The organism is Ochrovirga pacifica, from assembly GCF_000220525.1.
In the GTDB taxonomy this organism is placed as follows: domain Bacteria; phylum Bacteroidota; class Bacteroidia; order Flavobacteriales; family Flavobacteriaceae; genus Ochrovirga; species Ochrovirga pacifica.
This window is the reverse complement of sequence record NZ_AFPK01000014.1, coordinates 1-23,154: the sequence shown is the minus strand read 5'-3', so window position 1 is coordinate 23,154 and position 23,154 is coordinate 1. Positions and strand designations below refer to the sequence as shown.

At 34.8% G+C, this 23,154-nt stretch carries 22 protein-coding genes; 16 read left to right on the top strand and 6 right to left on the bottom strand.

What is annotated here, in order from left to right:
* Positions 1-35 precede the first annotated feature (35 nt).
* From FS85_RS0101500 to FS85_RS0101485, 4 genes are all read left to right on the top strand, one after another.
* Positions 36-701 carry an HAD family hydrolase gene (locus FS85_RS0101500; RefSeq protein ID WP_010134200.1) on the top strand — a complete coding sequence of 222 codons (666 nt, stop codon included), beginning with the start codon at positions 36-38 and terminating at the stop codon, positions 699-701.
* Positions 702-1,919, top strand: a complete 1,218-nt coding sequence (locus tag FS85_RS0101495) for a BaiN/RdsA family NAD(P)/FAD-dependent oxidoreductase (protein ID WP_010134199.1) — start codon at positions 702-704, stop codon at positions 1,917-1,919.
* 4 nt (positions 1,920-1,923) lie between these two features.
* Positions 1,924-2,493 carry a pentapeptide repeat-containing protein gene (locus FS85_RS0101490; protein WP_010134198.1) on the top strand — a complete coding sequence of 190 codons (570 nt, stop codon included), beginning with the start codon at positions 1,924-1,926 and terminating at the stop codon, positions 2,491-2,493.
* 106 nt (positions 2,494-2,599) lie between these two features.
* Complete coding sequence (locus FS85_RS0101485) at positions 2,600-3,136, top strand: hypothetical protein (protein WP_010134197.1); 537 nt, start codon at positions 2,600-2,602, stop codon at positions 3,134-3,136.
* A 198-nt stretch (positions 3,137-3,334) separates the two neighbouring features.
* Here FS85_RS0101485 and FS85_RS0101480 read toward each other — a convergent pair whose 3' ends face one another.
* Positions 3,335-3,571 (bottom strand): hypothetical protein, encoded by a 237-nt coding sequence (locus FS85_RS0101480; protein ID WP_010134196.1) that lies wholly within the window; start codon positions 3,569-3,571, stop codon positions 3,335-3,337.
* 85 nt (positions 3,572-3,656) lie between these two features.
* Here FS85_RS0101480 and FS85_RS0101475 point away from each other — a divergent pair, with 85 nt between their 5' ends.
* From FS85_RS0101475 to FS85_RS0101460, 4 genes are read left to right on the top strand one after another with little or no spacing between them, the layout of a single operon-like run.
* Positions 3,657-4,742: a diphosphomevalonate/mevalonate 3,5-bisphosphate decarboxylase family protein gene (locus FS85_RS0101475; RefSeq protein WP_010134194.1), complete on the top strand. Its 1,086-nt coding sequence runs from the start codon at positions 3,657-3,659 to the stop codon at positions 4,740-4,742.
* A 39-nt stretch (positions 4,743-4,781) separates the two neighbouring features.
* Positions 4,782-5,708, top strand: coding sequence for a GHMP family kinase ATP-binding protein (locus FS85_RS0101470; protein WP_010134191.1), 927 nt, complete (start codon positions 4,782-4,784; stop codon positions 5,706-5,708).
* Positions 5,709-5,716: 8 nt separating this feature from the next.
* Entirely contained in the window at positions 5,717-6,625 is a 909-nt protein-coding gene (locus FS85_RS0101465) for a UbiA family prenyltransferase (RefSeq protein WP_010134189.1), read from the top strand.
* Positions 6,626-6,673: 48 nt separating this feature from the next.
* Positions 6,674-7,558 carry a pseudouridine synthase gene (locus FS85_RS0101460; RefSeq protein WP_010134188.1) on the top strand — a complete coding sequence of 295 codons (885 nt, stop codon included), beginning with the start codon at positions 6,674-6,676 and terminating at the stop codon, positions 7,556-7,558.
* Positions 7,559-7,589: 31 nt separating this feature from the next.
* On the opposite strand, the gene FS85_RS14915 is transcribed toward FS85_RS0101460, so the two are convergent.
* On the bottom strand, positions 7,590-8,270 hold the full coding sequence (locus FS85_RS14915) for a tyrosine-protein phosphatase (protein ID WP_010134187.1): 681 nt from the start codon (positions 8,268-8,270) through the stop codon (positions 7,590-7,592).
* A gap of 207 nt (positions 8,271-8,477) precedes the next feature.
* Between FS85_RS14915 and FS85_RS0101450 the strand changes: the two genes are divergently transcribed.
* Positions 8,478-9,434: an acetyl-CoA carboxylase carboxyltransferase subunit alpha gene (locus tag FS85_RS0101450; protein WP_010134186.1), complete on the top strand. Its 957-nt coding sequence runs from the start codon at positions 8,478-8,480 to the stop codon at positions 9,432-9,434.
* Positions 9,435-9,468: 34 nt separating this feature from the next.
* Here the strand turns inward: FS85_RS0101450 and FS85_RS0101445 are convergent, their stop codons facing one another.
* A complete protein-coding gene (locus tag FS85_RS0101445; RefSeq protein WP_010134185.1) occupies positions 9,469-9,879 on the bottom strand; it encodes a DoxX family membrane protein in 411 nt (136 codons plus the stop codon).
* Between the two features lie 4 nt (positions 9,880-9,883).
* Positions 9,884-10,456: a uracil-DNA glycosylase family protein gene (locus tag FS85_RS0101440; protein ID WP_010134184.1), complete on the bottom strand. Its 573-nt coding sequence runs from the start codon at positions 10,454-10,456 to the stop codon at positions 9,884-9,886.
* Positions 10,457-10,567: 111 nt separating this feature from the next.
* Here FS85_RS0101440 and FS85_RS0101435 point away from each other — a divergent pair, with 111 nt between their 5' ends.
* The 6 genes from FS85_RS0101435 to FS85_RS0101405 all read left to right on the top strand — a co-directional run bounded on the left by FS85_RS0101435 (position 10,568) and on the right by FS85_RS0101405 (position 17,163).
* Positions 10,568-11,608 (top strand): GMP reductase, encoded by a 1,041-nt coding sequence (locus FS85_RS0101435; RefSeq protein ID WP_010134183.1) that lies wholly within the window; start codon positions 10,568-10,570, stop codon positions 11,606-11,608.
* A 236-nt stretch (positions 11,609-11,844) separates the two neighbouring features.
* Positions 11,845-12,843 (top strand): GntR family transcriptional regulator, encoded by a 999-nt coding sequence (locus FS85_RS0101430; RefSeq protein WP_010134181.1) that lies wholly within the window; start codon positions 11,845-11,847, stop codon positions 12,841-12,843.
* A 17-nt stretch (positions 12,844-12,860) separates the two neighbouring features.
* Positions 12,861-13,742: an aldose 1-epimerase gene (locus FS85_RS0101425; RefSeq protein ID WP_010134180.1), complete on the top strand. Its 882-nt coding sequence runs from the start codon at positions 12,861-12,863 to the stop codon at positions 13,740-13,742.
* A 38-nt stretch (positions 13,743-13,780) separates the two neighbouring features.
* The gene (gene galK / locus FS85_RS0101420; RefSeq protein WP_010134179.1) at positions 13,781-14,944 is read left to right on the top strand and encodes a galactokinase; all 1,164 of its coding nucleotides are present in this window, start codon (positions 13,781-13,783) and stop codon (positions 14,942-14,944) included.
* A gap of 26 nt (positions 14,945-14,970) precedes the next feature.
* Complete coding sequence (locus tag FS85_RS0101415) at positions 14,971-15,993, top strand: UDP-glucose--hexose-1-phosphate uridylyltransferase (protein ID WP_010134178.1); 1,023 nt, start codon at positions 14,971-14,973, stop codon at positions 15,991-15,993.
* Between the two features lie 183 nt (positions 15,994-16,176).
* The gene (locus FS85_RS0101405) at positions 16,177-17,163 is read left to right on the top strand and encodes a LamG domain-containing protein (protein WP_010134177.1); all 987 of its coding nucleotides are present in this window, start codon (positions 16,177-16,179) and stop codon (positions 17,161-17,163) included.
* 59 nt (positions 17,164-17,222) lie between these two features.
* Here FS85_RS0101405 and acs read toward each other — a convergent pair whose 3' ends face one another.
* Positions 17,223-19,121: an acetate--CoA ligase gene (gene acs, locus FS85_RS0101400; protein ID WP_010134176.1), complete on the bottom strand. Its 1,899-nt coding sequence runs from the start codon at positions 19,119-19,121 to the stop codon at positions 17,223-17,225.
* A 465-nt stretch (positions 19,122-19,586) separates the two neighbouring features.
* Here acs and gpmI point away from each other — a divergent pair, with 465 nt between their 5' ends.
* Entirely contained in the window at positions 19,587-21,104 is a 1,518-nt protein-coding gene (gene gpmI, locus FS85_RS0101390; protein ID WP_029489181.1) for a 2,3-bisphosphoglycerate-independent phosphoglycerate mutase, read from the top strand.
* Between the two features lie 59 nt (positions 21,105-21,163).
* Here gpmI and FS85_RS0101385 read toward each other — a convergent pair.
* Positions 21,164-23,154: PepSY domain-containing protein (locus tag FS85_RS0101385; protein ID WP_010134174.1), on the bottom strand; the 1,991-nt coding region annotated here is incomplete at its 5' end.

Here is a 23,154-nt window from a genome sequence, read left to right as displayed (position 1 = left end):
TCTTTTAGGCTGTTTTTTTAAGTATAAATAACAAAATGAAAAAAATACCTTTTCCAAAAGCCGTCTTGTTCGATTTTGATGGTGTAATAGTCGATAGTTTTAAAAGTCATTATGGAGCTTGGTCTTCTGCTTTTCGTGAATTGTTTTCTAAAGAAATTTGTCCGTTTCCAGAAGCAACTCACGCAGGAAAAGCTCCGTACTTAATTGCACAATACTTTGCAGAGTATGGCGGAGATCCTTCTAAAGCCAAAGCCCTAAACGCATTAAAGCAAAAGCATGTGATAACATCTGCCTTACCTCCAGATTTATTGCCAGGAGTAAAAGAAATAAAATCTTTTTTAGAAACCAACAATATTCCTTTTGGTATTGCTAGTAATGCTTATACGGCTTTTGTAGAAAACTCCTTAAAACACGCTGGTCTTCCTTTTCCTGTTTGTATGGGAGTAGATCAGTTTGATGAGCCTAAACCTAGTCCTGTTCCTTATTGGACTTTAGCTGAGAGATTGGGAATAAAAGAAGAGGATTTTCAAGAAACGCTAATTTTTGAAGATAGTTTAACAGGGATTAAAGCTGCTGCTGCTACAGGGATGGTGGCTATTGGTTTGTTAACTCAGTATTCAGAAGAAGAACTAAAAGCAAACGGTGCAGTTAAAGTTTTTCCTACTTTATTAGAAGCGTATCAAGAATTAGTATCAGAGTAGATGAAGCAATACGATGTAATAATAGTAGGAGGTGGTGCAGCTGGATTTTTTACAGCGATTAACATCAAAGAGAAAAACGAGTCTCTTTCTGTGGCTATTTTAGAAAAAGGGAAAGAAGTACTCCAAAAAGTTAAGATTTCAGGAGGTGGACGTTGCAACGTTACTCACGCTTGTTTTGAACCTAAAGAACTTACCGAATTTTACCCAAGAGGGAAAAGAGAGCTGTTAGGGCCTTTCCATCAGTTTATGACAGGAGATACTATGGAATGGTTCGAAAATCATGGAGTGCCTTTAAAAATTGAAGCAGACAATAGAATTTTTCCTCAGTCCAATTCTTCTCAGTCTATTATAGATTGCTTTCTAAATGCAACCCATCAGTTGGGGATTGAGGTATTAAAAAATACTGGAGTGACTGCTATTGATAAAATAGAAGATGTTTGGAAAGTAAGTACGAAAGAATCAGAATTTGAGTGTAATAAATTGGTGATTACGGCAGGAAGTAGCAAACAAATGTGGAAGTTGTTAGCGAGTTTAGAACACAATGTTGTGGAACCAGTTCCGTCGTTGTTTACCTTCAACATCAAAGATCCTTTGTTGCAAGATTTACCAGGGGTTTCCGTTCAGAATGTTGAGGTTTCTATAAAAGATACCAAGTTAACAAGTACAGGTCCTTTGTTAATTACACATTGGGGAACTAGTGGGCCAGCAGTTTTAAAGTTGTCGGCTTTTGGAGCTATTTTGTTAGCAGAAAAAGACTATCAATACCAAGTAAAAGTAAATTGGTTGAATTGTAACGGGCAACATGCTTTAGATGTATTGTTTCAGATGAAAAAGAAACAAGCAAAATCTATTATAGAAAAGTATAGCCCTTTTGAAACTATCAGCAAACGTTTGTGGCATCGATTTTTAGAGGTTTGTGCTATAAATGGACAAACTAAGTGGGCAGATATTTCCAATAAAAAACTTGAAGCGCTAGCAGAAAAACTCACGAATACAGTGTTTCATGCACAAGGAAAAAGTACTTTTAAAGATGAGTTTGTAACTGCGGGAGGTGTTAAATTGAAAGAGGTGAACTTTAAACGTTTTGAAAGTAAACTACACCCAAATTTGTTTTTTGCAGGTGAAATCTTAAATATAGATGCAGTTACAGGAGGTTTCAATTTTCAGAATGCATGGACGGGTGGTTGGGTAATTTCTGAAACGATAGCGTATTCTTAAAACTATGGATGCATATTTTGATGAAATAACCATAAAAAGCAAAACCTACGTTAAGGGTGAGTTTGAACAAGGAGAGTACGAACAGTGTACGTTTATAAATGTAGATTTTACTCAGGATCGATTGTATAAAATTATTTTTGTAGATTGTGAGTTTGTGGATTGTAATCTATCTAACATTACTATAAAAGACACCTCTTTTCAGAACATTACTTTTAAAAACTGCAAACTATTAGGTTTGTCTTTTGAAGAATGTAATGATTTTGGATTTTCGGTCAATTTTGAAAACTGTCAGTTAGATCATTCTTCTTTTTACCAAGTAAGATTAAAGGGAGCTAGTTTTAAAGGTTCTAGTCTAATGAACTTAGATTTTACAGAAGCAGACTTAGAAAAGGCAAACTTTGCTGATTGTGATTTATCAAAAACTATTTTTGAAAATACTTTTTTAGAAAAAGCAGATTTTAGAACTGCAATTAATTACCAAATAGCACCGGAAAGAAATAAAATAAAGGGAGCTAAGTTTTCTTTAGAGCAGGTAAAGGGGTTGTTGGTTGATTATGAAATAGTTATAGGGTAACGGACATATGAAGCAATATGTGAACAAGAGGAGTTAGAAGAGTTGGAAGAATTGGAACAGGCGGATGCAGAAGATGAAATGAATGAATTATAAATAAAGATACTATATGAAAATAATTAAGATTATACTAGTGTTGGTTTTTGTTTTTAAACAAACAGCCCATTCTCAGTCATTTAAGATTAATGGTGTTGAGATAAAATCCTCACAAGGTACAGTTAAAGATGTACATTTTAAAATGAGTAATTCTCGTTTATACTCATACAATAAAGTCGATATTATTCTAAACTATATGCCTAAAAAAGATACAGTTTTAGCCAATGTTAAATGTTTCCATAATTTTCCGAATAAGAGTTATACAACAGATACTATCATTGGGGTTTCTAAAAAACAATTCTCTAAGGTTTGTACAAATTTATTTGAAATTCAAAGCGATTCTATAAAAAGGCATTTTTTTATGTTAGGTCACGGTAGACTGGTATCAATAAAATATGGTGATAGTAGGGTTTTTGTTTCTTATGGGCTTTCAAATCCCTCAAAAGAAAAGGAATATAATTTTTATGAAGCTTGTAGGCTTACTTTAGAGTTGGTGGGAATAAGACCTAGTTGGTTTTTGTCTTCTTCTAAGTCAAAAAAGACGAAGTAAGACATAACATAGCGTTTTTTTTAGCCTTTTAGTATCAGATACTCTGGTGCTTAGCTTTGCAGAGAGTCTTTATGATAAAATACGTTTCCAAACGCGAGTATATAATGGAAATACCAACTTTTTTAGGAGTTGGTATTTTTTTATCCGTCTATTTCTAGATAAGATTATGGAATTTAGACTCACGATTTTTCATAATCATCAACCATTAGCAATTTCCCCTCTATGAGGTCTTAAAGCATCTCTATAAATTTTCATATCGGCTTCATCAACAACAATAAAAGCGGTAGCCCACATTTGGTTTACTTCGGTATGGTCTATTTCGTGATAGATTAGTTGTTCCGCTTCAGCAAATTCTTTTAAGTGAATGCAGTGGTGTTTGGCAGTTCCTAAGCCTGTAGGACCTTTAAAATCCCAAATCAGTTTTATTTTTCTCATAGGGCAAAGATAAAAAGGAATGGACGGAATAAAATTTTTTATCCATCAATAGAGAAGTATATTTGCATTAAAATTAATAGGCAGTATGGAGCAGCAATTTATTCCGAATGGTTTAACAGCATCAACAGAAAAAGGAAAAGTAACATGGCAAACCCCAAGCAATATTGCTTTGGTAAAATATTGGGGAAAAAGAGAACCTCAGTTGCCAGAAAATACTTCTATCAGTTTTACGCTTTCCAACTGCCATACGACTACAAGTTTGAGTTTTGAAAAAAAACAAACTCCTAGTGACGATTTTGTTTTTGAAGTTATTTTTGAAGGAGAAAAAAAGGAAGCGTTTAAACCTAAAATTCAAACTTTTTTCAAAAGAGTAGCAACGTATTTACCCTTCTTAAAAGACTACGAGTTTGTAATTGAATCTTCCAATTCTTTTCCACACAGTAGTGGAATTGCTTCTTCTGCTAGTGGTATGAGTGCCATTGCTTTGTGTTTAATGAGTTTGGAAAAAGAGTTAAATCCAACCTTAACGGAGACTTATTTCTATCAAAAAGCTTCATTTTTGGCTCGTTTAGGTTCAGGAAGTGCTTGTAGAAGTGTAAAAGGTGAATTGGTGGTTTGGGGAAATCACCCTGAAATACAAGAAAGTTCAGATTTGTATGGAGTAGAATTTACCGATGTTGTAGATTCAGTTTTTAAAAATTACCAAGATACGATTTTGCTCATCGATAAAGGAGAAAAACAAGTAAGTAGTACCGTAGGACATGGATTAATGCACGGACATCCTTTTGCACCACAACGTTTTGCTCAGGCTCAAGAAAACATTACCAATATCAAACAAATTTTTGCTCAAGGAGCTATTGATGATTTTATTCAGCTTGTAGAAAGTGAGGCACTTACCTTACATGCCATGATGATGACCAGTCAACCTTACTTTATTTTGATGAAACCCAATACTTTGGAGGTGATAAACAAAATATGGGAGTTTAGAAATGGGACAGGAAGTAAAGTTTGTTTTACCTTGGATGCGGGTGCCAATGTACATGTGTTGTATCCGGAACATGAAAAAGAAAGCGTACAGCAATTTATTACCAATGAATTGGCAGTTTATTGTAAAAATGGTGAGTTTATCCATGATCAGGTGGGAATGGGAGCAAAAAAAATAGAAAAATAATCATGAGAATGGTTATATTTGCCCTATAATTAGACGGTTATGAAAGGACCATTATTTTACGCAAAGATTTTATTATTTGGAGAGTACGGTATTATCAAAGACTCCAAAGGTTTGGCGATTCCTTATAATTTTTACAAAGGAGCTTTTAAACAAGCAGCGGTCTTAGAAGGGGAAGCATGGCAGTCCAATCAATACTTACAAAAGTACTACGAATATTTGCGTGATTTAAAAACCGACTTGGTTCAGTTTGATTTACAGCAATTACAGCAAGATATTCAGAGCGGAATGTATTTTGAATCTAGCATACCACAAGGGTATGGAGTAGGAAGTTCAGGAGCAATTGTAGCCGCTATCTACGAAAAATACGCTCAGGATAAAATTACGGTATTAGAAAACCTAACCAAAGAAAAACTCTTAAAGCTTAAAGCTATTTTTGGTTTGATGGAATCGTATTTTCACGGTACGAGCTCTGGTTTGGATCCTCTTAATAGTTACTTAAGTTTACCAATTTTGATACAATCCAAAGACGATATAGAGTCGGTAGGGATTCCTTACCAGCAAAATGGAAAAGGAGCAGTGTTTTTGTTAGATTCAAAAATGATAGGTGAAACACAACCCATGGTAAATATTTTTATGGAGAAAATGAAAAATGAAGGTTTCCGTAAAATGTTAAGCGATGAGTTTGTAACCCATACCGATGCATGTATTGAAAATTTCTTAAAAGGAGATGCCAAATCTTTATTTGGGAATGTAAAAAAATTATCCAAAGTAGTGTTAGATCATTTCAAGCCAATGATTCCTGCACAGTTTCACGCGTTGTGGAAAAAAGGAATAGAGTCTAACGATTACTATTTAAAACTTTGTGGTTCTGGAGGCGGAGGCTATATTTTAGGATTTGCCCCCGATTTTGAAAAAGCAAAAAAATCTTTAGTTGGCCACGATTTAGAATTGGTGTATAGATTCTAAATCAGAGGATGGCAGCAATTAATAAACACAAATTTGTAGGGCTTTTTTCGGTTGTTCGAGGAAACAATATTATTTTGTTAACCATTGCCCAATATTTATCTGCCATTTTTGTGTTTGATGTTGGAGAAAGTTTGTACGAAACCCTTGTAAACTGGCATTTGCATTTTGTGGTGTTGGCAACAATTTGTGTGGTTTCCGCAGGTTATATCATCAATGATTTTTACGATGCTAAAATGGATGTGGTAAACAAGCCCATCAAAACACAAATGGGAAATTGGATTAGCCAAAAAACCAAACTACAAGTTTACTTTGCCTTTAATTTTATTGCTTTTTTCTTAGGTGTGTTGATTTCTTGGAAAGCAGCATTGTTTTTTTCTAGCTATATTTTTTTAATTTGGCTTTATTCTCATAAGCTTCAAAAAAACCCAGACATCCGTATATTTTTTGTGTCAATATTAGACATGTTTCCTTTTTTTGTTGTCTTTGTGTTTTACGAAAACTTATCGATGTTAATTTTAACACACGGTTTGTATCTGTACCTAGTTTTGCTGCTTAAAGAATTGATAAAGGATTTTGAAAGAGATAAGGGAGCGATTGTGATGAATAGAAAAACATTGGTTCTAAAATACGGAGAAAACAAAGTGAAAAATAGCATGTATCTTTTTTTAATCATGTTAGGTTTTCCTACATACTACCTGTTACAACTCCCCGAAGTAGGATGGATGCGTTATTACTTTTATGCAGGTTTTGTATGGATTCCTGTCTTTTGCTATTTATTAAGCAAAGCAACTAAGAACAAAGACTATTTTACCTTGCATAACTTTATTAGAATTGTGTTGGTTGTAGGGGTTTTTAGCCTAAGTTTGATAGATACTTCTGTCTTGTTAATCAAACTGTTAAAAGGTGTAAAAATCTAATCTATTATTGTTTTTTGTTTCGTAGTTTTGTGGTTCAAAATTTAAGATATGCCTAGAAATCAAAAATCGTCGGGAAGACGACCACAAAGCGGAGCGAAACAAAAACCGACTTCGGCCAATGGATCCAAACCATTTTCTAAAAAGAAATATCCAACCAGTGCTAATCCTGTTAAAAAAACAAGTGTGGCCAAAAGTACTGGAGGAGCAACCACAAGTCAGTCTGGTGTTCGTTTAAACAAATACATTTCTAATGCTGGAATTTGTTCTAGAAGAGATGCAGATATGTACATACAAACAGGTAGTGCCACAGTAAATGGAAAAGTAATTACCGAGATGGGGTACCGTGTACAGCCTACCGATGAGGTTCGTTTTGACGGTGTGCTTATCAACCCAGAAACCAAAAGATATGTATTGCTAAACAAACCCAAAAACTATATTACGACCATGGAGGATGAACGTGGAAGAAAAACGGTTATGGATATTGTAAGCAAAGCATGTAAAGAGCGTATTTACCCTGTAGGAAGATTAGATAGAGATACTACTGGATTGTTGCTTTTTACCAACGATGGAGAGTTGGCTAAGCAACTAACACATCCAAAGCATAACAAACGAAAATTGTACCATGCTACTTTGGATAAAAAGCTAACACTGAAAGATTTACAGGCCATTGCAGAAAATCCTGAAATTGAAGGAAAAAAAGTGTGGGTAGACGATGTATCTTATGTGCAAGGACAGTCTAAAAACGAAGTGGGAATAGAAATTCACTCTGGACGAAACAGAATTGTACGTAAAATATTTGCACATTTTGGATACAAAGTAGTTAAATTGGATCGAGTTGTATTTGCGGGCTTAACTAAAAAAGATTTGCCAAGAGGACACTACCGACATTTAACCAATCAAGAAGTTATCAATCTAAAGAATTTCAATTCATAAAAAAAAGCAACTCAACAAGTTGCTTTTTTGTTTAAAAAGAAAAAGTATTGCTATTGTTTTCAAAAAGTGGTGTTAATAGCTTTTTATTGTTTTTGGTTGCCAATTGTTTAATAATGGGCAAATGCCTTTCCTTATGAATGTCCGTTCCTACAAAAGTGTACATGTTCTTTTTTAAAAGTTGATGAGCTACTTTTCCAACATCTTTTCCGTAATGATTTGCTATAGAAAATAAGTTTAGCTGAAGCAAACAACCCGCTTGAATCAGTTTTTCATATTTAGAAAAATCTTGATGGTAAAACAAATAACGTTCAGGATGTGCCAACACAGGTCGATATCCTTTTAACTGGATTTCGAATAGAATTTCATCCAAATTAATAGGGGGATTTAAAAAAGACATTTCTACCAAAATATAATTATCTTTTAATGGTAAAATGTCATCATCTGCCAGTCGTTTGCTAAACAGAGAATCCATTAAGTATTCTGCAGCAGCATGTAGGTTTATGTGTTGCATTCCTCTAGCGTCTAATTCTTTTCTTAATAAAGCTTCTTTTTCTTTAATAATCTCCGAACTGTTTTCCCAAACCCCACCCAATACATGAGGAGTAACCCTAAAGTTGGTAATGCCAAACGAGCTTAGTTGTTCTATTAAAAGGATAGAATCATCTATAGTTTTTGCACCATCATCAATACCAGGAAGTATGTGTGAGTGCATGTCTACTGAATTTGCAGGAAAAAAATCTTTTGGTGAAATATTTTTATTGAAAAAAAGCATTGTAGCAACTTATTTAGGTGTTCCAAAAATACTTAAAAATAATCTAACTAAAATTCTAACTAAATATGCTTTTGATTAAAAACAATTCAAAACTAAGAGTTAATGAATTGAAGTTAGTATATTTGTCGTCAGCCAAAATTTATAACCATGGAATATTTAGATTTTGAATTACCAATTAAAGACCTAGAAGATCAGTTAGAAAAATGTGCTGCCATTGGTCAAGAAAGTGAAGTAGATGTTACCAATACTTGCAAAGAGATAGAGGATAAAATCATAAAATTAAAAAAAGAGATTTTTGAAAACTTGACACCTTGGCAAAGGGTTCAATTGTCTAGACATCCTAATAGACCTTATACCTTAGATTATATCAAAGCTTTAGCGGGAGATACCTTTATGGAGTTGCATGGGGATAGAACCGTAAAAGACGACAAAGCAATTGTTGGTGGATTGGGTAAAATAGGAAACCAAAGTTTTATGTTTATTGGTCAACAAAAAGGGATCAATACCAAAATGAGACAGTACAGAAACTTTGGAATGGCTAACCCAGAAGGATATAGAAAAGCTTTGCGTTTAATGCGTATGGCTGAAAAATTTGGACTTCCTGTGGTGACTTTTGTAGATACTCCAGGAGCTTATCCAGGTTTAGAAGCAGAAGAAAGAGGACAAGGAGAAGCAATTGCGCGTAACATTTTTGAAATGTGTGTGTTAAAAACCCCAATTATTACCATTATTATTGGAGAAGGTGCCTCTGGAGGTGCTTTAGGAATTGGTGTTGGAGACCGTGTATTGATGATGGAAAACTCTTGGTATTCTGTAATTTCTCCTGAAAACTGTTCTACCATTTTATGGAGATCTTGGGAGTTTAAAGAAAAAGCTGCTGCTGCTTTAAAATTAACCTCTAAAGATATGAGTGCTTTAAAGTTGGTAGATGGTGTAATTCCAGAACCTTTAGGTGGTGCTCATGCGGATAGAGAAACTACTTTTAATACGGTAAGAGAAACCATTTTAAAATCATTTGAAGAATTAAAGCAAAAAGAAGTAAGTAACATGGTAAATGAACGTATTGAGAAATACGCAAACATGGGAGTTTATGAAGAAAACTAAAAACACTATATAAATTAAAGTAAAAAAACCGAGATCAATCTCGGTTTTTTTGTGTCAATACATCTACTGCAAATCGATTTTGAGAATTGTACGCTATCAAAAAATAATAAAAGAGTGCATACAGCATTTGTGTAGATGCCCAATCCCATTTTTCTATCATGCAAGAGCCAAACAGCAAAAGCACAATTACAAAAGCACCAGTAATACTAGTTTTATAAGTCTGATAACCAATCAATAGTAAAAGACCAATAATAAGTTCTAAAAAAGGAAGAATTGATGCCCAAACAGAGACAGACCAATTAGGAAGTAAACTGTTTTTAAACTCAGAAAGCATCCAGGTTTTAAAACCTGTTAGCCTGGGGATTCTTACCAAACCATGTGCTAAAAAATTTACACCCATGCTAATTCTTAACAAAGCATAAGCGGTTTGTTTGTGTTGTATCATACTTTTAAGGGTTTATAATTTGTTGAATTCTTTTTTGAATAAAAGGAAGATTTTGCTTCTCAAACCAATCATTCCTTTTTAACCAAATATTGTTTCGGGGAGATGGATGAGGCAACACCAAAAAGTTTGGCCAGTAATTGTGAAAGTTTTTAACTGTGGCAGTTAGTGTTTTTTCTGGTTGTTTTAAATAGTAATTCTGAGCATAGGCTCCAATTAGTATCATAAGTTCTATTTGCTTTAGTTGATTGAATACTTGCGGATGCCAAGCAGGAGCACATTCTTTTCTTGGAGGCAAATCACCTGTTTTTCCTTTTCCAGGATAACAAAATCCCATAGGAACAATAGCAAATATTTCTTTGTTATAAAAGGTATTGTGGTCTACCCCAAGCCAAGACCTTAATCGCTCACCACTTTTATCGTTCCATGGAATTCCAGTACGATGAACAACAGTGCCTGGAGCTTGGCCGATAATGGCTATTTTACTTTGCGTACTTGCCTCAATTACAGGTCTAACTCGATGCTCTAAAAAAGGCTGACAAAGGGTGCAATTTTTAATTTGGTCTAAGAGTTGTTGCATAAGTGAATATACCTAATAATTATGATAAAAAGTTGTTGATTTATTTTACATAAGTAAAGTTGAATTATTTAAAGAAATCTTACATTTAAGTAGTCAACAAAAGTTAAGTGTATGCGTATTGAATATGATATAAAACTTGGGTTTAAGGACGTTATGATTCGCCCAAAAAGATCTACCCTAAAAAGCCGTTCCCAAGTAGATTTAGAAATAGAATATAAGTTTTTAAACAGCAAAGCTACCTGGAAAGGAGTGCCTATTATGGCTGCCAACATGGATACTGTAGGAACTTTTGAGATGGCTTTGGCTTTATCAAGTAAAAAGGTGTTTACGGCCATTCAGAAACATTATACTGTGGCACAATGGAGGGAGTTTTTAGAAAAAGCTCCCAAAGAAATCGTAGAATATGTTGCGGTAAGCACTGGAACAGGACCTAAGGATGCAGAAAAAATAAAAGAGATTTTAGACTTAAGTAAGCATCTAAAATTTATATGCATTGATGTTGCCAATGGCTATTCTGAACATTTTGTAGATTTTGTAAAACAAACTCGTCAAACTTATCCGGATAAGGTAATTATTGCTGGAAATGTGGTTACAGGAGAAATGGTAGAAGAATTGCTTTTGTCTGGAGCTGATATCATTAAAGTAGGGATTGGTCCAGGATCTGTATGTACCACACGTGTAAAAACAGGGGTTGGATATCCGCAATTGTCTGCTATAATAGAGTGTGCTGATGCAGCTCATGGTCTAAAAGGGCATATAATTAGTGATGGAGGATGTGCCATTCCTGGAGATGTTGCCAAAGCTTTTGGTGCAGCTGCTGATTTTGTAATGCTAGGAGGTATGTTGGCAGGACACGATGAAAGTGGCGGAGAAATTGTAGAAAAAGACGGAGAAAAATTCAAACAATTTTACGGAATGAGTTCTACTACTGCTATGGAAAAACATGTAGGAGGTGTGGCTGAGTATCGTGCAAGCGAAGGAAAAACTGTTGAAGTACCTTACAAAGGAAAAGTATTACAAACCATTCAAGACATTTTAGGAGGAATTAGAAGTACCTGTACTTATGTAGGAGCTCAAAGACTTAAGGAACTTACCAAAAGAACTACCTTTATTAGGGTAGCAGAACAAGAAAATAGAATATATACTAAATAAATTTTTAGACAACAAAATAGTGTATAAAGCTGTCTTGACTTAGAGGTTAAGGCAGCTTTTTTAGTTGATTCTTAGAAGTTTGTTAAAAGAATAAACATGTAAATGTATACAAAGATTACTGCTGATGTATAAAAAAATCAACTAAGAATACAGGGAATTTATACTAAATGCAAGGTAAAAATTAAGATAACACAAAATCATACCAGTACATACTGGTTTTTTATTATATTTGTTGTATGACTTTAGCACCCATAGAAAAAAAACTAGGAATTCCTAAATACAAGCAAATCATCAATGCTGTTATAGAAGCTATTGTAGAAAAAAAACTGAACAAAGGCGATAAACTACCTTCTATTAGTAAAATACAAAAAGAAAACAAAGTTTCTAGAGACACGGTTCTTACGGCTTTAAATGAGTTAAAGACTCGTGGTATTGTACAATCTATAGCCGGAAAAGGTTATTATGTACTTAGCGAAGATGTAGGAACCGAAAAAAAAGTGTTCTTATTGTTTGATGAATTGAACTCTTTTAAAGAAGATTTGTACAGTAATTTTTTAGAAGGATTGGACGAAAATACACAGGTAGATATTTATTTCCATCATTTTAATCCTGCTGTTTTTACCAAATTGATTTATGAAAACATAGGAAATTATAGTTCGTATGTTATCATGCCAGCAAACTTAAAAAATACGGTAGATATTATTGAAAAACTACCGCAAGATAAGGTGTATATTTTAGATCAATTACACGAAGACTTGCATGCTTATGCAGCAATCTATCAAAATTTTGAAAAGGACATTTTAAGCAACTTAACCAATAGTTTGTCCAAAATTCAAAAATATAGTTCTTTGGTGTTAATATTCAATCCGAAAGTGCAACCTGAGGGAATGAAAAAAGGATTTGAAATGTTCTGTAATCAATACCAAATGGATTACGATATTGTGCCTACAGCTGAAGATAGAGAGTTGTTGCCTGGAGAAATTTACATCATTCCTGATGATAAAAACTTAATCCGAGTAGTAAAAAAAATCAAAGAACAGGGCTTAGTGTTGTCTCAAAACATCGGAATTATTTCTTACAACGAAACTCTGCTAAAAGAAATTGTAGAAGGTGGAATCACAACTATTTCAACAGATTTTAAGGCTATGGGAAAACGTCTGGCTCAAATGATTAACAAAAATGAGCATTTGCAAATAGAGAATAGAAATCAACTTATTCTTAGAAACTCACTATAAGAAAAAAAAGAAAAACATTGTATACAATCACTCAAACACAAAAAGAGGGCTTAGATTATGTAGAGCTTACAGGAGCTACGTCTAAAGCCAGTATATGTTTGTCTAGAGGTGCCGCTCTAGAAACATTAACGTTAAATAACATTTCACTTTTGGCAGATTTACATCCGCTAAGTTATAAAGACACTTATGCATCGTCTATTTTGTTTCCTTTTGCCAACAGAATCAAAGATGGTAAGTACACTTATAACAACCAAACGTTTCAATTAGAATGTAACGAAGAAAACCTAAACAATGCCTTACACGGGTTGGTTTATAATCAGTTATTTCAAGTAGCAGATTCAAAAGTAGCTACAGAAAGTGCATCGGTAACGTTAACCTACGAAAACAACAAACCGTTTGCAGGTTTTCCTTATTTCTTTTTGTTAGTAGTAACTTACACTTTATCAGAAAAAGGACTAGAACTGCAATTAAAAGTTACAAACAAAGACCCAAAAGCATTTCCTTTTACATTAGGGTGGCATCCTTATTTTTTAAGTGATGATTTGTATAAAAGCAGTCTAACGTTTAAAAGCAACAAAACGATTGCTTTTGATGAGCGTATGATTACCAAACAGGTAGTAAATGGTGCGGTACCCATGCCTTTAGAAATTAAAGATCAACAATTAGATAATTGCTATGTTTTATCAGATAGTAAGGTGGTTTTTAAAACTCCAAAATACCAAATGATGATAGACAGTACTGCATCAGAAAATTTCTTTCAGATGTACACTCCTCCTGTAAAAAATGCCATAGCACTAGAGCCCGTAACAGGAGTTTCGGATAGTTTTAACAATCAAATGGGAGTGCAAGAATTACCTTCAGGAGCTAGTTATCAATTGGCTTGGAGTATAAAAATATAAGTGGAATCAAAAAAACAAAAAAAAATCAAAAGTAGATCATGGATAAGAGTTTAGTAAAAAAAGTTTCAGAAAACTTTGCCCAAAATTTTTCAGGAGAACCCGTGTTGATTTATTCACCAGGTAGAATCAACATTATTGGAGAACATACAGATTACAATGCAGGATTTGTTTTTCCTGCTGCTATAGATAAAGGAATTGTTGCTGCCATTCAAAAAGTAGATGCACAAAAAGGAAGTCCAAAAGACCGCTCTACTGCCACTGCTATTGATATGGATGAAACTATTTATTTTGACACCAACAATCTAAATACAGAAAACTTGTCTAGCTGGCATGCCTATGTTATTGGGGTCGTAGCAGAAACGCAAAAATTAGGAAAAGAAGTAGGGAACTTTAATATTGTTTTTGGAGGGAATATACCAGATGGTGCGGGGATGTCCTCGTCTGCAGCCCTAGAAAATAGTGTAGTGTTTGGAATTAACGAGTTGTTTGAGCTAGGTTTAACGAAATACGAAATGATTTTAATTTCTCAGGCAGCAGAACACAATTACGTAGGTGTAAAATGTGGAATTATGGATCAATATGCATCTATGTTCGGAATTGAAAACAGTGCCTTATTGTTAGATTGTAGAACGGCTAAAGCAGAACCTTTTGCTATTGATTTTGGAGACTACCAATTGTTGTTGTTCAATACCAATGTAAAACATAAATTATCGGACAGTGCCTACAACGACAGACGTGCTGTGTGCGAAAAAACAGCAGAGTTGTTAGGAATTGAAGCCCTAAGAGATGCTACAGAAGAAGATTTAGAAAAAGTAAAAGATCAATTGTCAGAAGAAGATTTCCAAAAAGTAGTATATGTAGTACAAGAAAACAACAGAGCTCAAGCTGCAGCAGTTGCGATGAAAGAAGGAAACCTAGAAGAGTTAGGAAAATTGATTTACGGTTCTCACAACGGATTGCAAAACCAGTACAAAGTAAGTTGTGATGAATTGGACTTTTTAGTGGATTTGGCCAAAGAAACCCCTGAAGTGTTAGGAGCTAGAATGATGGGTGGAGGTTTTGGTGGTTGTACCATCAACTTAATTAAAAAAACAGCGGTGGCAGACTTTAAAGAAAAAGCAGTAGCTGCTTATACAGAAAAATTCGGACATGCTTGTTCACCATACGAGGTTGCTTTGTCTGATGGAACTCATAAAATTTAATACAAAACCAAGAAAAATAAATTAAAATGAATCAATACTTAGAAGATTACTCACACAAGAGACTCAATATCTTAACAGGAGAATGGGTGTTAGTTTCGCCACACAGAGCCAAAAGACCATGGCAAGGACAAAACGAAGCTGTAAATAACGAAAAAAGACCTTCTTACGATGAATCTTGTTATTTATGTCCTGGAAACACTAGAGTAAACGGAGAAGTAAATCCAGACTACACAGGTACTTATGTGTTTACCAATGATTTTGCTGCTTTGCAAAGCGATTCTCCAGAGTTCGAGGTAAACGATGGTTTGTTGCAAGCACAAAGCGAAAAAGGAATTTGTAAAGTAATTTGTTTTAGCCCAGACCACTCTAAGAGTTTGGCTGATATGGATGTAGATAAAATTACAGAAGTAGTAGAAACTTGGCAAAGAGAATACAAAGAATTGGGTAGTAACGATATGATTAACTACGTACAAATTTTTGAAAACAAAGGAGCAGTAATGGGATGTAGCAACCCACATCCACATGGGCAAATTTGGTCACAATCTACCTTGCCAAACGAAGTACAAAAGAAAGACGATAAGCAACGTGCGTACTTTGCTGATAAAAAATCGAGTTTGTTAGGAACTTATTTAGCTCAGGAACTAAGCGGAGATAAAGAACGTATTATTTATGAAAACGATGCTTTTGTGGTGTTGATTCCTTTTTGGGCAGTTTGGCCTTTTGAAGCAATGATTGCTCCTAAAAGACATTTAAATTCTATTTTGGATATGACAACAGAAGAAGCAACTTTGTATGCCGATGCTATTTCTGTTTTAACCAAAACGTACGATAAATTATTCAACACTTCGTTCCCGTATTCTGCAGGAATTCATCAAGCTCCAACCAACGGAGAAGACAATTCTCATTGGCACTGGCACATGAGCTTCTATCCGCCATTGCTAAGAAGTGCTACTGTTAAAAAGTTTATGGTAGGTTACGAAATGTTTGGAACACCTCAACGTGATATTACTGCCGAAGGTGCAGCAAAAAGATTAAGAGACTTGTTGTAGTCTGTACTATTTTTTTACCAAACCCTCTTAAAAAATATTCAGCTTTTTAAGGGGGTTTTTATGTTTAGTTTTGTCTAGTTTGTAAAGTTGTATTGCTGTTTTGTTCTGTTCTTTTCAGAATCTGTGCCCCTTTGTAACAGTAAGCACTTTTAATTTTGAGATACATCTTAAAATTAGAAAATCATGTTCAAAAAAACACTCATCAAAAAAATAAGTCAACCCTTATTTTGCTTGTTAATTGTATTTATAAGTTGCGGCAACGACAATGCCGATGTATTTGTGCCTCCTACTGATGAAAATCCTATAGAAGATCCTAACAAAGACGAAGAGCCTACTGCTAAACTAATAGATGTAAATAAGGCCAACCCTACTAAACCTACATTTACTTCTTTTGACGATACCACACCAGAAGGAATGGTTTGGGAAAAAGTAACGGAATTGTCAGATGAATTTGATACTTGGGATAGTAACAAATGGACCAAAACCAATTGGAATTACGGAGATACGCCAGTGAACATGATCAATTCCAATTCTGGGGTTACCAATGGGAATTTGTGGATTAAAGCAACGTTAGATGCAGACAGTGAAGACCAGTGGTTTGAGACCTCTAGAGTGCGATCAAAAAACAAAATAAAGTTTCCGATGTACACCGAATGTCGTATTAAAACAGCACATATTTCTGCATTTAATACCTTTTGGTTAAATAATGGAGATAGTAAGAACAGAGATGAAATTGACATTATAGAAAACAACTCTAAACCCACTTTAGCACCCACAAATAGTTTTGCTTTGGATGAATATCCTTGGCAAATGAATTCTCAATACTTTATTGTAAAAAATGGAGTTACAGAAAGAGCAAAAGGAAACTCTAGTAATAAAAATTTGTCTGATGGGAATACCTTAAAAGGTGTGGCTTGGAACGAAGCTTACCATGTAGTAGGAGCTTGGTGGAAAGATGCTCACAATGTTCAGTTTTATTTAGATGGAGAACCATCTGGTAGTGTAACTACAGAGCAGTCTTTTACTTTGGAGCAATACTTAATTTGGGACTTGTGGACACAAGACTCCCCGTGGGTAGGAGGTTTGCCCAAAAAAGAAGAATTGTTAGACGATAGCATTAATACCATGCGAGTAGATTGGGTAAGAACTTGGCGATTGAAAGCGGAATAAAATGACAGCTAAACAATAAATAGAAAAAGCAGTGAGATTACTCACTGCTTTTTTTATGGTTACAAAATCACATTTTCTTTTATTTCTTCTACCACTTCGGGGTTTAACAGTGTAGAAATATCTCCTAAGTTTTCGGCATCGTTAGCAGCAATTTTTCTTAAAATACGTCTCATAATTTTACCCGAACGTGTTTTTGGCAATCCGCTTACGAACTGAATTTTATCCAACTTAGCAATCGCTCCAATGGTTTTAGAAATCAAAGCGTTAATTTCTTTTCTCAATACATCTTCATCAGTGGTAACATCGTTGTATTTGGTTACATAGGCGTACAAGGCATTTCCTTTAATGTCGTGCGGAAAGCCAACAATGGCACATTCTACAATATCTTCGTGTTCGTTAATTACATTTTCTATGGGTGCTGTTCCCAAATTATGTCCAGATACAATAATCACATCGTCCATACGTCCTGTAATTCTGTAGTTCCCCATAGCATCTCTATAAGCCCCATCACCAGAAAAATAATAGCCAGGAAAAGCAGAAAAATAGGTGTCTTTATAACGTTGATGATTTCCGTAAATGGTACGTGCCATACTAGGCCATGCTCCTTTAATGGCCAAACTCCCTTCTGCGGGTGACTCTGTTACTTCTTTTCCATTTTCATCTAACAAAACAGGTTGTACTCCTGGCAAAGGTTGTGTGGCAAAAGTAGGACGTAACGGAGTAATTCCTGCCATAGCAGCAATCATAATAGCTCCGGTTTCGGTTTGCCACCAAGTATCTACAATAGGGCAGGTTCCTTTTCCAATATGGTCGTTGTACCAGTGCCAGGCTTCTTCGTTGATGGGTTCGCCTACCGATCCTAAAACTTTTAAACTATTCAGTTTGTGTTTTTCTACCAAGTGCAAAGGCTGTTTTGCCAAGGCTCTTATGGCGGTAGGAGCGGTGTAAAAGTGGGTGACTTTTAGTTTGTCTACAATTTCCCAAAAACGTCCATAGTCTGGGTACGAAGGTACTCCTTCGAACATGACTGTGGTTGCTCCACTAGCCAAAGGACCGTAAATAATGTACGAGTGTCCTGTAATCCAACCAATGTCGGCAGTACACCAATATACATCGCCTTTTTTGGCTTGGAACACATTTTGGAACGTATACGTACTTCCTACCATATAGCCTCCACAAGTATGTACCATTCCTTTGGGAGTTCCTGTAGAGCCAGAAGTATATAAGATAAATAACAGATCCTCGCTATCCATATCTACAGCAGGGCAGTAATCATCTTCTATTTTTTGCAATTCGTCAAACCAGAACGTATCTCTACCTTCTTGCATTGCTGTAGGTTCTACTGTTCTGCGGTATACAATTACATTTTCTATACATGGAGTGCTTTTTAAGGCTTCATCACAAACAGCTTTTAGGTTGATGGGTTTGGTACCTCTGTAAACTTCGTTAGCAGTAATTAATAATTTACATTCAGAATCGTTGATTCTACTGGCTAAGGCAGATGCTGAAAAACCTGCAAAAACGATAGAGTGCACCGCTCCAATTCTTGCACAGGCCAACATAGCAATGGCTAGTTCTGGAATCATGGGCATGTACAAACACACGCGATCTCCTTTTTGAATTCCTTTGTTTTTAAGCACATTGGCAAATGCGGATACTTTGTAATACAATTGCCTGTACGTAATATGTCTAGATTCTTCCTTAGGGTTATTAGGCTCCCAAATAATGGCAGTTTTGTTTCCTTGTTTTTCTAAATGTCGATCCAAGCAGTTTTCGGTAATGTTCAGTTTACCTCCTAAAAACCATTTGACTTCGGGTTTGGAAAAATCTGCCTCTAACACCTTGTCCCATTTTTTTCTCCAAGTAAATTGATGGGCAATGTCGGCCCAAAAAACTTCGGGATTTTGAATGCTATTTTTATAATCTTCTTTGTATTGTCTGTAGGATTTTATTTTCATGGAAATTCATTTTTTTGAGGTTATGAATTTAGCAGAATATCAGTCAAATTCAAAAAAGATTTCAAATCAATTAGAAGAATTTGTTTTTTATTGTGAATGCACTAGGGATTGAATGGTTTGTTTGAGCTCTTTTGTTTTGTTTTTAGAATTTAAGAATATGAGTAGTTAAGAAGTCAAAGGAGTTTCTGAGATTCTTAACTACTCTACTCCTTAACTCCTGAATCCTAAAAACAAAACAAAAAGCGAGTAATGAAAGCCCGACCTTTGGAAGTGCCCTAATGGTACTATTTATTTGTTGATCTGTAGATTTGCTTATTGGTGAGAATGATGTTGCACTTGCGTTTTTACGATTCATAAAAAAATGGCTGAGCCACCGAAAAGGTTTTCAATGTTTAACCATCATTTAACCTATGTATATACAGTTGTCTGTTTATATTTGTAATTAAAATTAAAACGTATCTAATCATGAACAAAAAAGTCATCTTAATGATTCTTGATGGATGGGGAATTACCCAAGATCCAAAAGTATCGGCAGTTTATAACGCAAACACTTCTTACATAGATTCTTTGTATAACAAATATCCGAATGCACAATTGCGTACCGATGGAGAGTTTGTTGGCTTGCCTGATGGACAAATGGGAAACTCTGAAGTGGGACACATGAACTTAGGGGCTGGTAGAATTGTGTACCAAAACCTAACAAAAATTAACATGGCGGTTAGAGATAAAACTTTAGGACAAGAAAAAGTATTGGTAGATACGTACAAATATGCTAAAGAAAATAACAAAAAAGTACACTTATTAGGATTGGTTTCTAATGGGGGGATTCATGCACACATAGATCATATTAAAGGCTTGTTAGATGTAGCTAAGGAAAATGAAATAGAAGATTTATACTTACACGCTTTTACCGATGGTAGAGATACAGATCCTAAATCTGGAGCGTATTTTATCAACGAGATTCAAGAATACATGGCAGCTACAACTGGGGAGTTGGCAAGTATGACAGGACGTTACTACGCAATGGATAGAGATAACCGTTGGGAACGTGTAAAATTAGCGTATGATGCTGTCGTTAAAGCAGAAGGAACATTGTCTACAGATGCGGTTGCTACACTAAAAGAAAACTACGAAGCTGGAGTTACTGATGAGTTTATTAAGCCTGTAATTATGGCCGATGCTGATGGTAACCCAAAAGCGAAAATAGAAGAAGGAGATGCTGTAATTTTCTTTAACTACAGAACAGATAGAGGTAGAGAGTTGACAAACATGTTGTCTCAAAACGATTTCCCTGAGCAAGACACTAAAAAATTAGACTTGTACTTTACAACCATTACTTTATACGATGAAACGTTTAAGGGAATCAATGTGATTTACAACAACGACAATATTAAAAATACGATTGGTGAGGTTTTATCTAAGGCAGGTAAAAAACAAATCCGTATTGCAGAGACAGAAAAGTACCCTCACGTGACATTTTTCTTTTCTGGAGGACAAGAAGAGCCGTTTGAAGGAGAGTCTCGTATTTTAAGAAACTCGCCAAAAGTTGCTACTTATGATTTAAAGCCTGAGATGAGTGCTTACGAATTGAAAGATGCTTTGTGTGAAGATTTGGCCAAAGAAGAAGCAGACTTTGTGTGTTTGAACTTTGCCAATGGAGACATGGTAGGACACACAGGTGATATGGATGCAGCGATTAAAGCTTGTGAAGCTGTTGATGCTTGTGCTAAAGAAGTAATAGAAACAGGATTGAAGCATGGGTACTCTACTCTATTAATTGCCGATCACGGAAACTGTGAAACGATGATGAACCCTGATGGATCACCTCATACAGCGCACACAACCAATCCAGTGCCTATGATTTTGATAGATGAAGAAATCAAAGAAATTAAAGACGGAGTGTTAGGAGATGTAGCCCCAACTGTATTAAAATTGATTGGTGTAGAGCAACCAGAAGAGATGACAAGATTTCCTTTGGTGTAAATGAAAAATATACAATAAATAAAAAAGTTCAACTTAATTTTTAAGTTGAGCTTTTTTATTTAATAACAATCCGTTAAAATTTGTCCGTTGTTTTTATAAGTTTCAAAAGGTGGTAAACCATGTTTTATACAAATTTTTTCTAACTGAATAAAAACGGCATCACGCATATTTAAAGAACCACACAACATAAAATAACCACCATTTTTTAAGCTATTTGCAATGGTGTTTTCATCTCTAGCTAATAGGTTTTGAACGTAGTTGTACTCCGTAACTTCTTTAGAAAAAGCAATGTTATATTGTTGTAAAGTACCTTTTTGCTCAGCCTCTAAAATACTTGCTTTGTACAAATTAAAAGAGCTATGAGTTCTAGTTCCCCAATACAAATTAAGGTTTGCTTTTGTTGGTTGATGTATCATTCCTAAAAAAGGAGCAATTCCTGTTCCGTTGGCAATTAACGTAACGGTTTTGTTGGTTTTAGGCAAATGGAATTCTTTGTTTTGTTGAATGGTTCCATTAAATTTATTTCCAATTTTTAGCTGATGTAAGTAGTTAGAACAAATTCCGTGCGTGTGTTTTTTAATACTCAATAGCAAATCTCCTTTTGCATTTTTTCCAATAGAATACAATCTTTCAGAAGCTTCGTTAGGAGGAACAATTCCTAGCAAATCACCAGGTAAAAAACGCTTTCTTTTTTGCAAAGCCAAGGTCAACGTAAAAGTTTCATCGTAGTTGTCTTTTACTATTTCTTTGTCAATAATTTTAAAGGTCGTTTCCTTAGTTTTTTTAGCTGCTAATTCGGTTGGTAAATCTAATTGAATTCCTAAAGATTGAGACCAGTTTATAGCCCAGTTTTTAAATTGTTTGTAATTCTGATTATGAATTAACAATGGTGTTTCTGCAGGAACATTTATTTGTGGATGTGCTGAGGTTTGTTTAAAAATAGTCTTAGCAAACTCACAGAATTTAGGATAAGAAAAAGAGCCAAAACCAATCACATAACAATCAAAAGAGCGGTCTATTTTGGTGTGTTGCAATTTGTCTAAAAACAAGTGTGCATTGCTAGGCGGTTCTCCTTGTCCGTAGGTAGCGGTTAATATAATTAACTGCTCTATGTTTGGGTAGTTTTGATAATTGTTTAAATCATCTAAAAACACTTTTTTGTTCGCTTTTAATAAAGACTGTAATAGTGTTTTGGCCAATCTTTTAGTGCTTCCATTTTCAGAACCTATTAGAATTACAATGTTTGCTTGGTGGGCAGTAAACTTGTTCTTTATTTTAGAACGCAATCTCTGAATAGAAATAACAGTACCCGAGTACATAAAATACAAGATAGACAACGAACTTACAAACAGCACAAGAGACCAAAAAATACTACCGCTTCCTGTATGCAAATGAAAACTATATGCTTGTAGAATTTGAGTAAAAGGATAGTTTGTTTCTTCAACAATTGCTCCTGTTTTTTGATGAATTTTCAGAGCTCTATCTTTTAAGCTTAAAACAAAATAATCTTCTTCATCCGTTGAAAAAGGAAATTCTAATTTGCGAACTTCGTCTAGTTTTGTTTGTTGAAAAACAGGAAACTCAGCAAACGGAATTTCTTTTTGATTGGTTGCAGGTTTAGACTCAAGGTTTTGTTTTTGAATTTTAGGCAACAAGGAAAATCGATCCATAGAAAGATAAGTTCCAGATAGTGCTATAATCACAATAGGTAAAAGCATAAGTCTACCTAAGGCAACATGGTTGTATTGAATGGATTGATCTTTTACTATTTTAGAGAAAAATGCTACAATCCCCCCTTGCCTTTTTATGGCTAGTAAAAGTCCCGTAATGGCAATTAAGAAAAACAAAAAACAAACAATTCCTACAAAAACTCGTCCAGGAGTTTTTAAAAACAAGGAGCGATGAAAATTGGTAAGAAACTCAAAAAAAGCATTTTTTGGAGGAATAGCACCTAGCTTTTTGCCATTTTTTGGATTGATGTAAAACTGTCCATCAAGGTCAGACTCCATGCTAAACACGGTTGCTTTTACAAAGTGGTTGGCATCTACCT

Coding starts and splice junctions, on each gene's coding strand:
- FS85_RS0101430 (WP_010134181.1), top strand. CDS start 11,845: ATGACTTTAGCACCCATAGAAAAAAAACTAGGAATTCCTAAATACAAG.
- FS85_RS0101490 (WP_010134198.1), top strand. CDS start 1,924: ATGGATGCATATTTTGATGAAATAACCATAAAAAGCAAAACCTACGTT.
- FS85_RS0101475 (WP_010134194.1), top strand. CDS start 3,657: ATGGAGCAGCAATTTATTCCGAATGGTTTAACAGCATCAACAGAAAAA.
- FS85_RS0101500 (WP_010134200.1), top strand. CDS start 36: ATGAAAAAAATACCTTTTCCAAAAGCCGTCTTGTTCGATTTTGATGGT.
- FS85_RS0101450 (WP_010134186.1), top strand. CDS start 8,478: ATGGAATATTTAGATTTTGAATTACCAATTAAAGACCTAGAAGATCAG.
- FS85_RS14915 (WP_010134187.1), bottom strand. CDS start 8,270: ATGCACTCACACATACTTCCTGGTATTGATGATGGTGCAAAAACTATA.
- galK (WP_010134179.1), top strand. CDS start 13,781: ATGGATAAGAGTTTAGTAAAAAAAGTTTCAGAAAACTTTGCCCAAAAT.
- FS85_RS0101435 (WP_010134183.1), top strand. CDS start 10,568: ATGCGTATTGAATATGATATAAAACTTGGGTTTAAGGACGTTATGATT.
- FS85_RS0101405 (WP_010134177.1), top strand. CDS start 16,177: ATGTTCAAAAAAACACTCATCAAAAAAATAAGTCAACCCTTATTTTGC.
- acs (WP_010134176.1), bottom strand. CDS start 19,121: ATGAAAATAAAATCCTACAGACAATACAAAGAAGATTATAAAAATAGC.
- FS85_RS0101415 (WP_010134178.1), top strand. CDS start 14,971: ATGAATCAATACTTAGAAGATTACTCACACAAGAGACTCAATATCTTA.
- FS85_RS0101460 (WP_010134188.1), top strand. CDS start 6,674: ATGCCTAGAAATCAAAAATCGTCGGGAAGACGACCACAAAGCGGAGCG.
- FS85_RS0101440 (WP_010134184.1), bottom strand. CDS start 10,456: ATGCAACAACTCTTAGACCAAATTAAAAATTGCACCCTTTGTCAGCCT.
- FS85_RS0101485 (WP_010134197.1), top strand. CDS start 2,600: ATGAAAATAATTAAGATTATACTAGTGTTGGTTTTTGTTTTTAAACAA.
- FS85_RS0101465 (WP_010134189.1), top strand. CDS start 5,717: ATGGCAGCAATTAATAAACACAAATTTGTAGGGCTTTTTTCGGTTGTT.
- FS85_RS0101495 (WP_010134199.1), top strand. CDS start 702: ATGAAGCAATACGATGTAATAATAGTAGGAGGTGGTGCAGCTGGATTT.
- FS85_RS0101480 (WP_010134196.1), bottom strand. CDS start 3,571: ATGAGAAAAATAAAACTGATTTGGGATTTTAAAGGTCCTACAGGCTTA.
- FS85_RS0101470 (WP_010134191.1), top strand. CDS start 4,782: ATGAAAGGACCATTATTTTACGCAAAGATTTTATTATTTGGAGAGTAC.
- gpmI (WP_029489181.1), top strand. CDS start 19,587: ATGAACAAAAAAGTCATCTTAATGATTCTTGATGGATGGGGAATTACC.
- FS85_RS0101445 (WP_010134185.1), bottom strand. CDS start 9,879: ATGATACAACACAAACAAACCGCTTATGCTTTGTTAAGAATTAGCATG.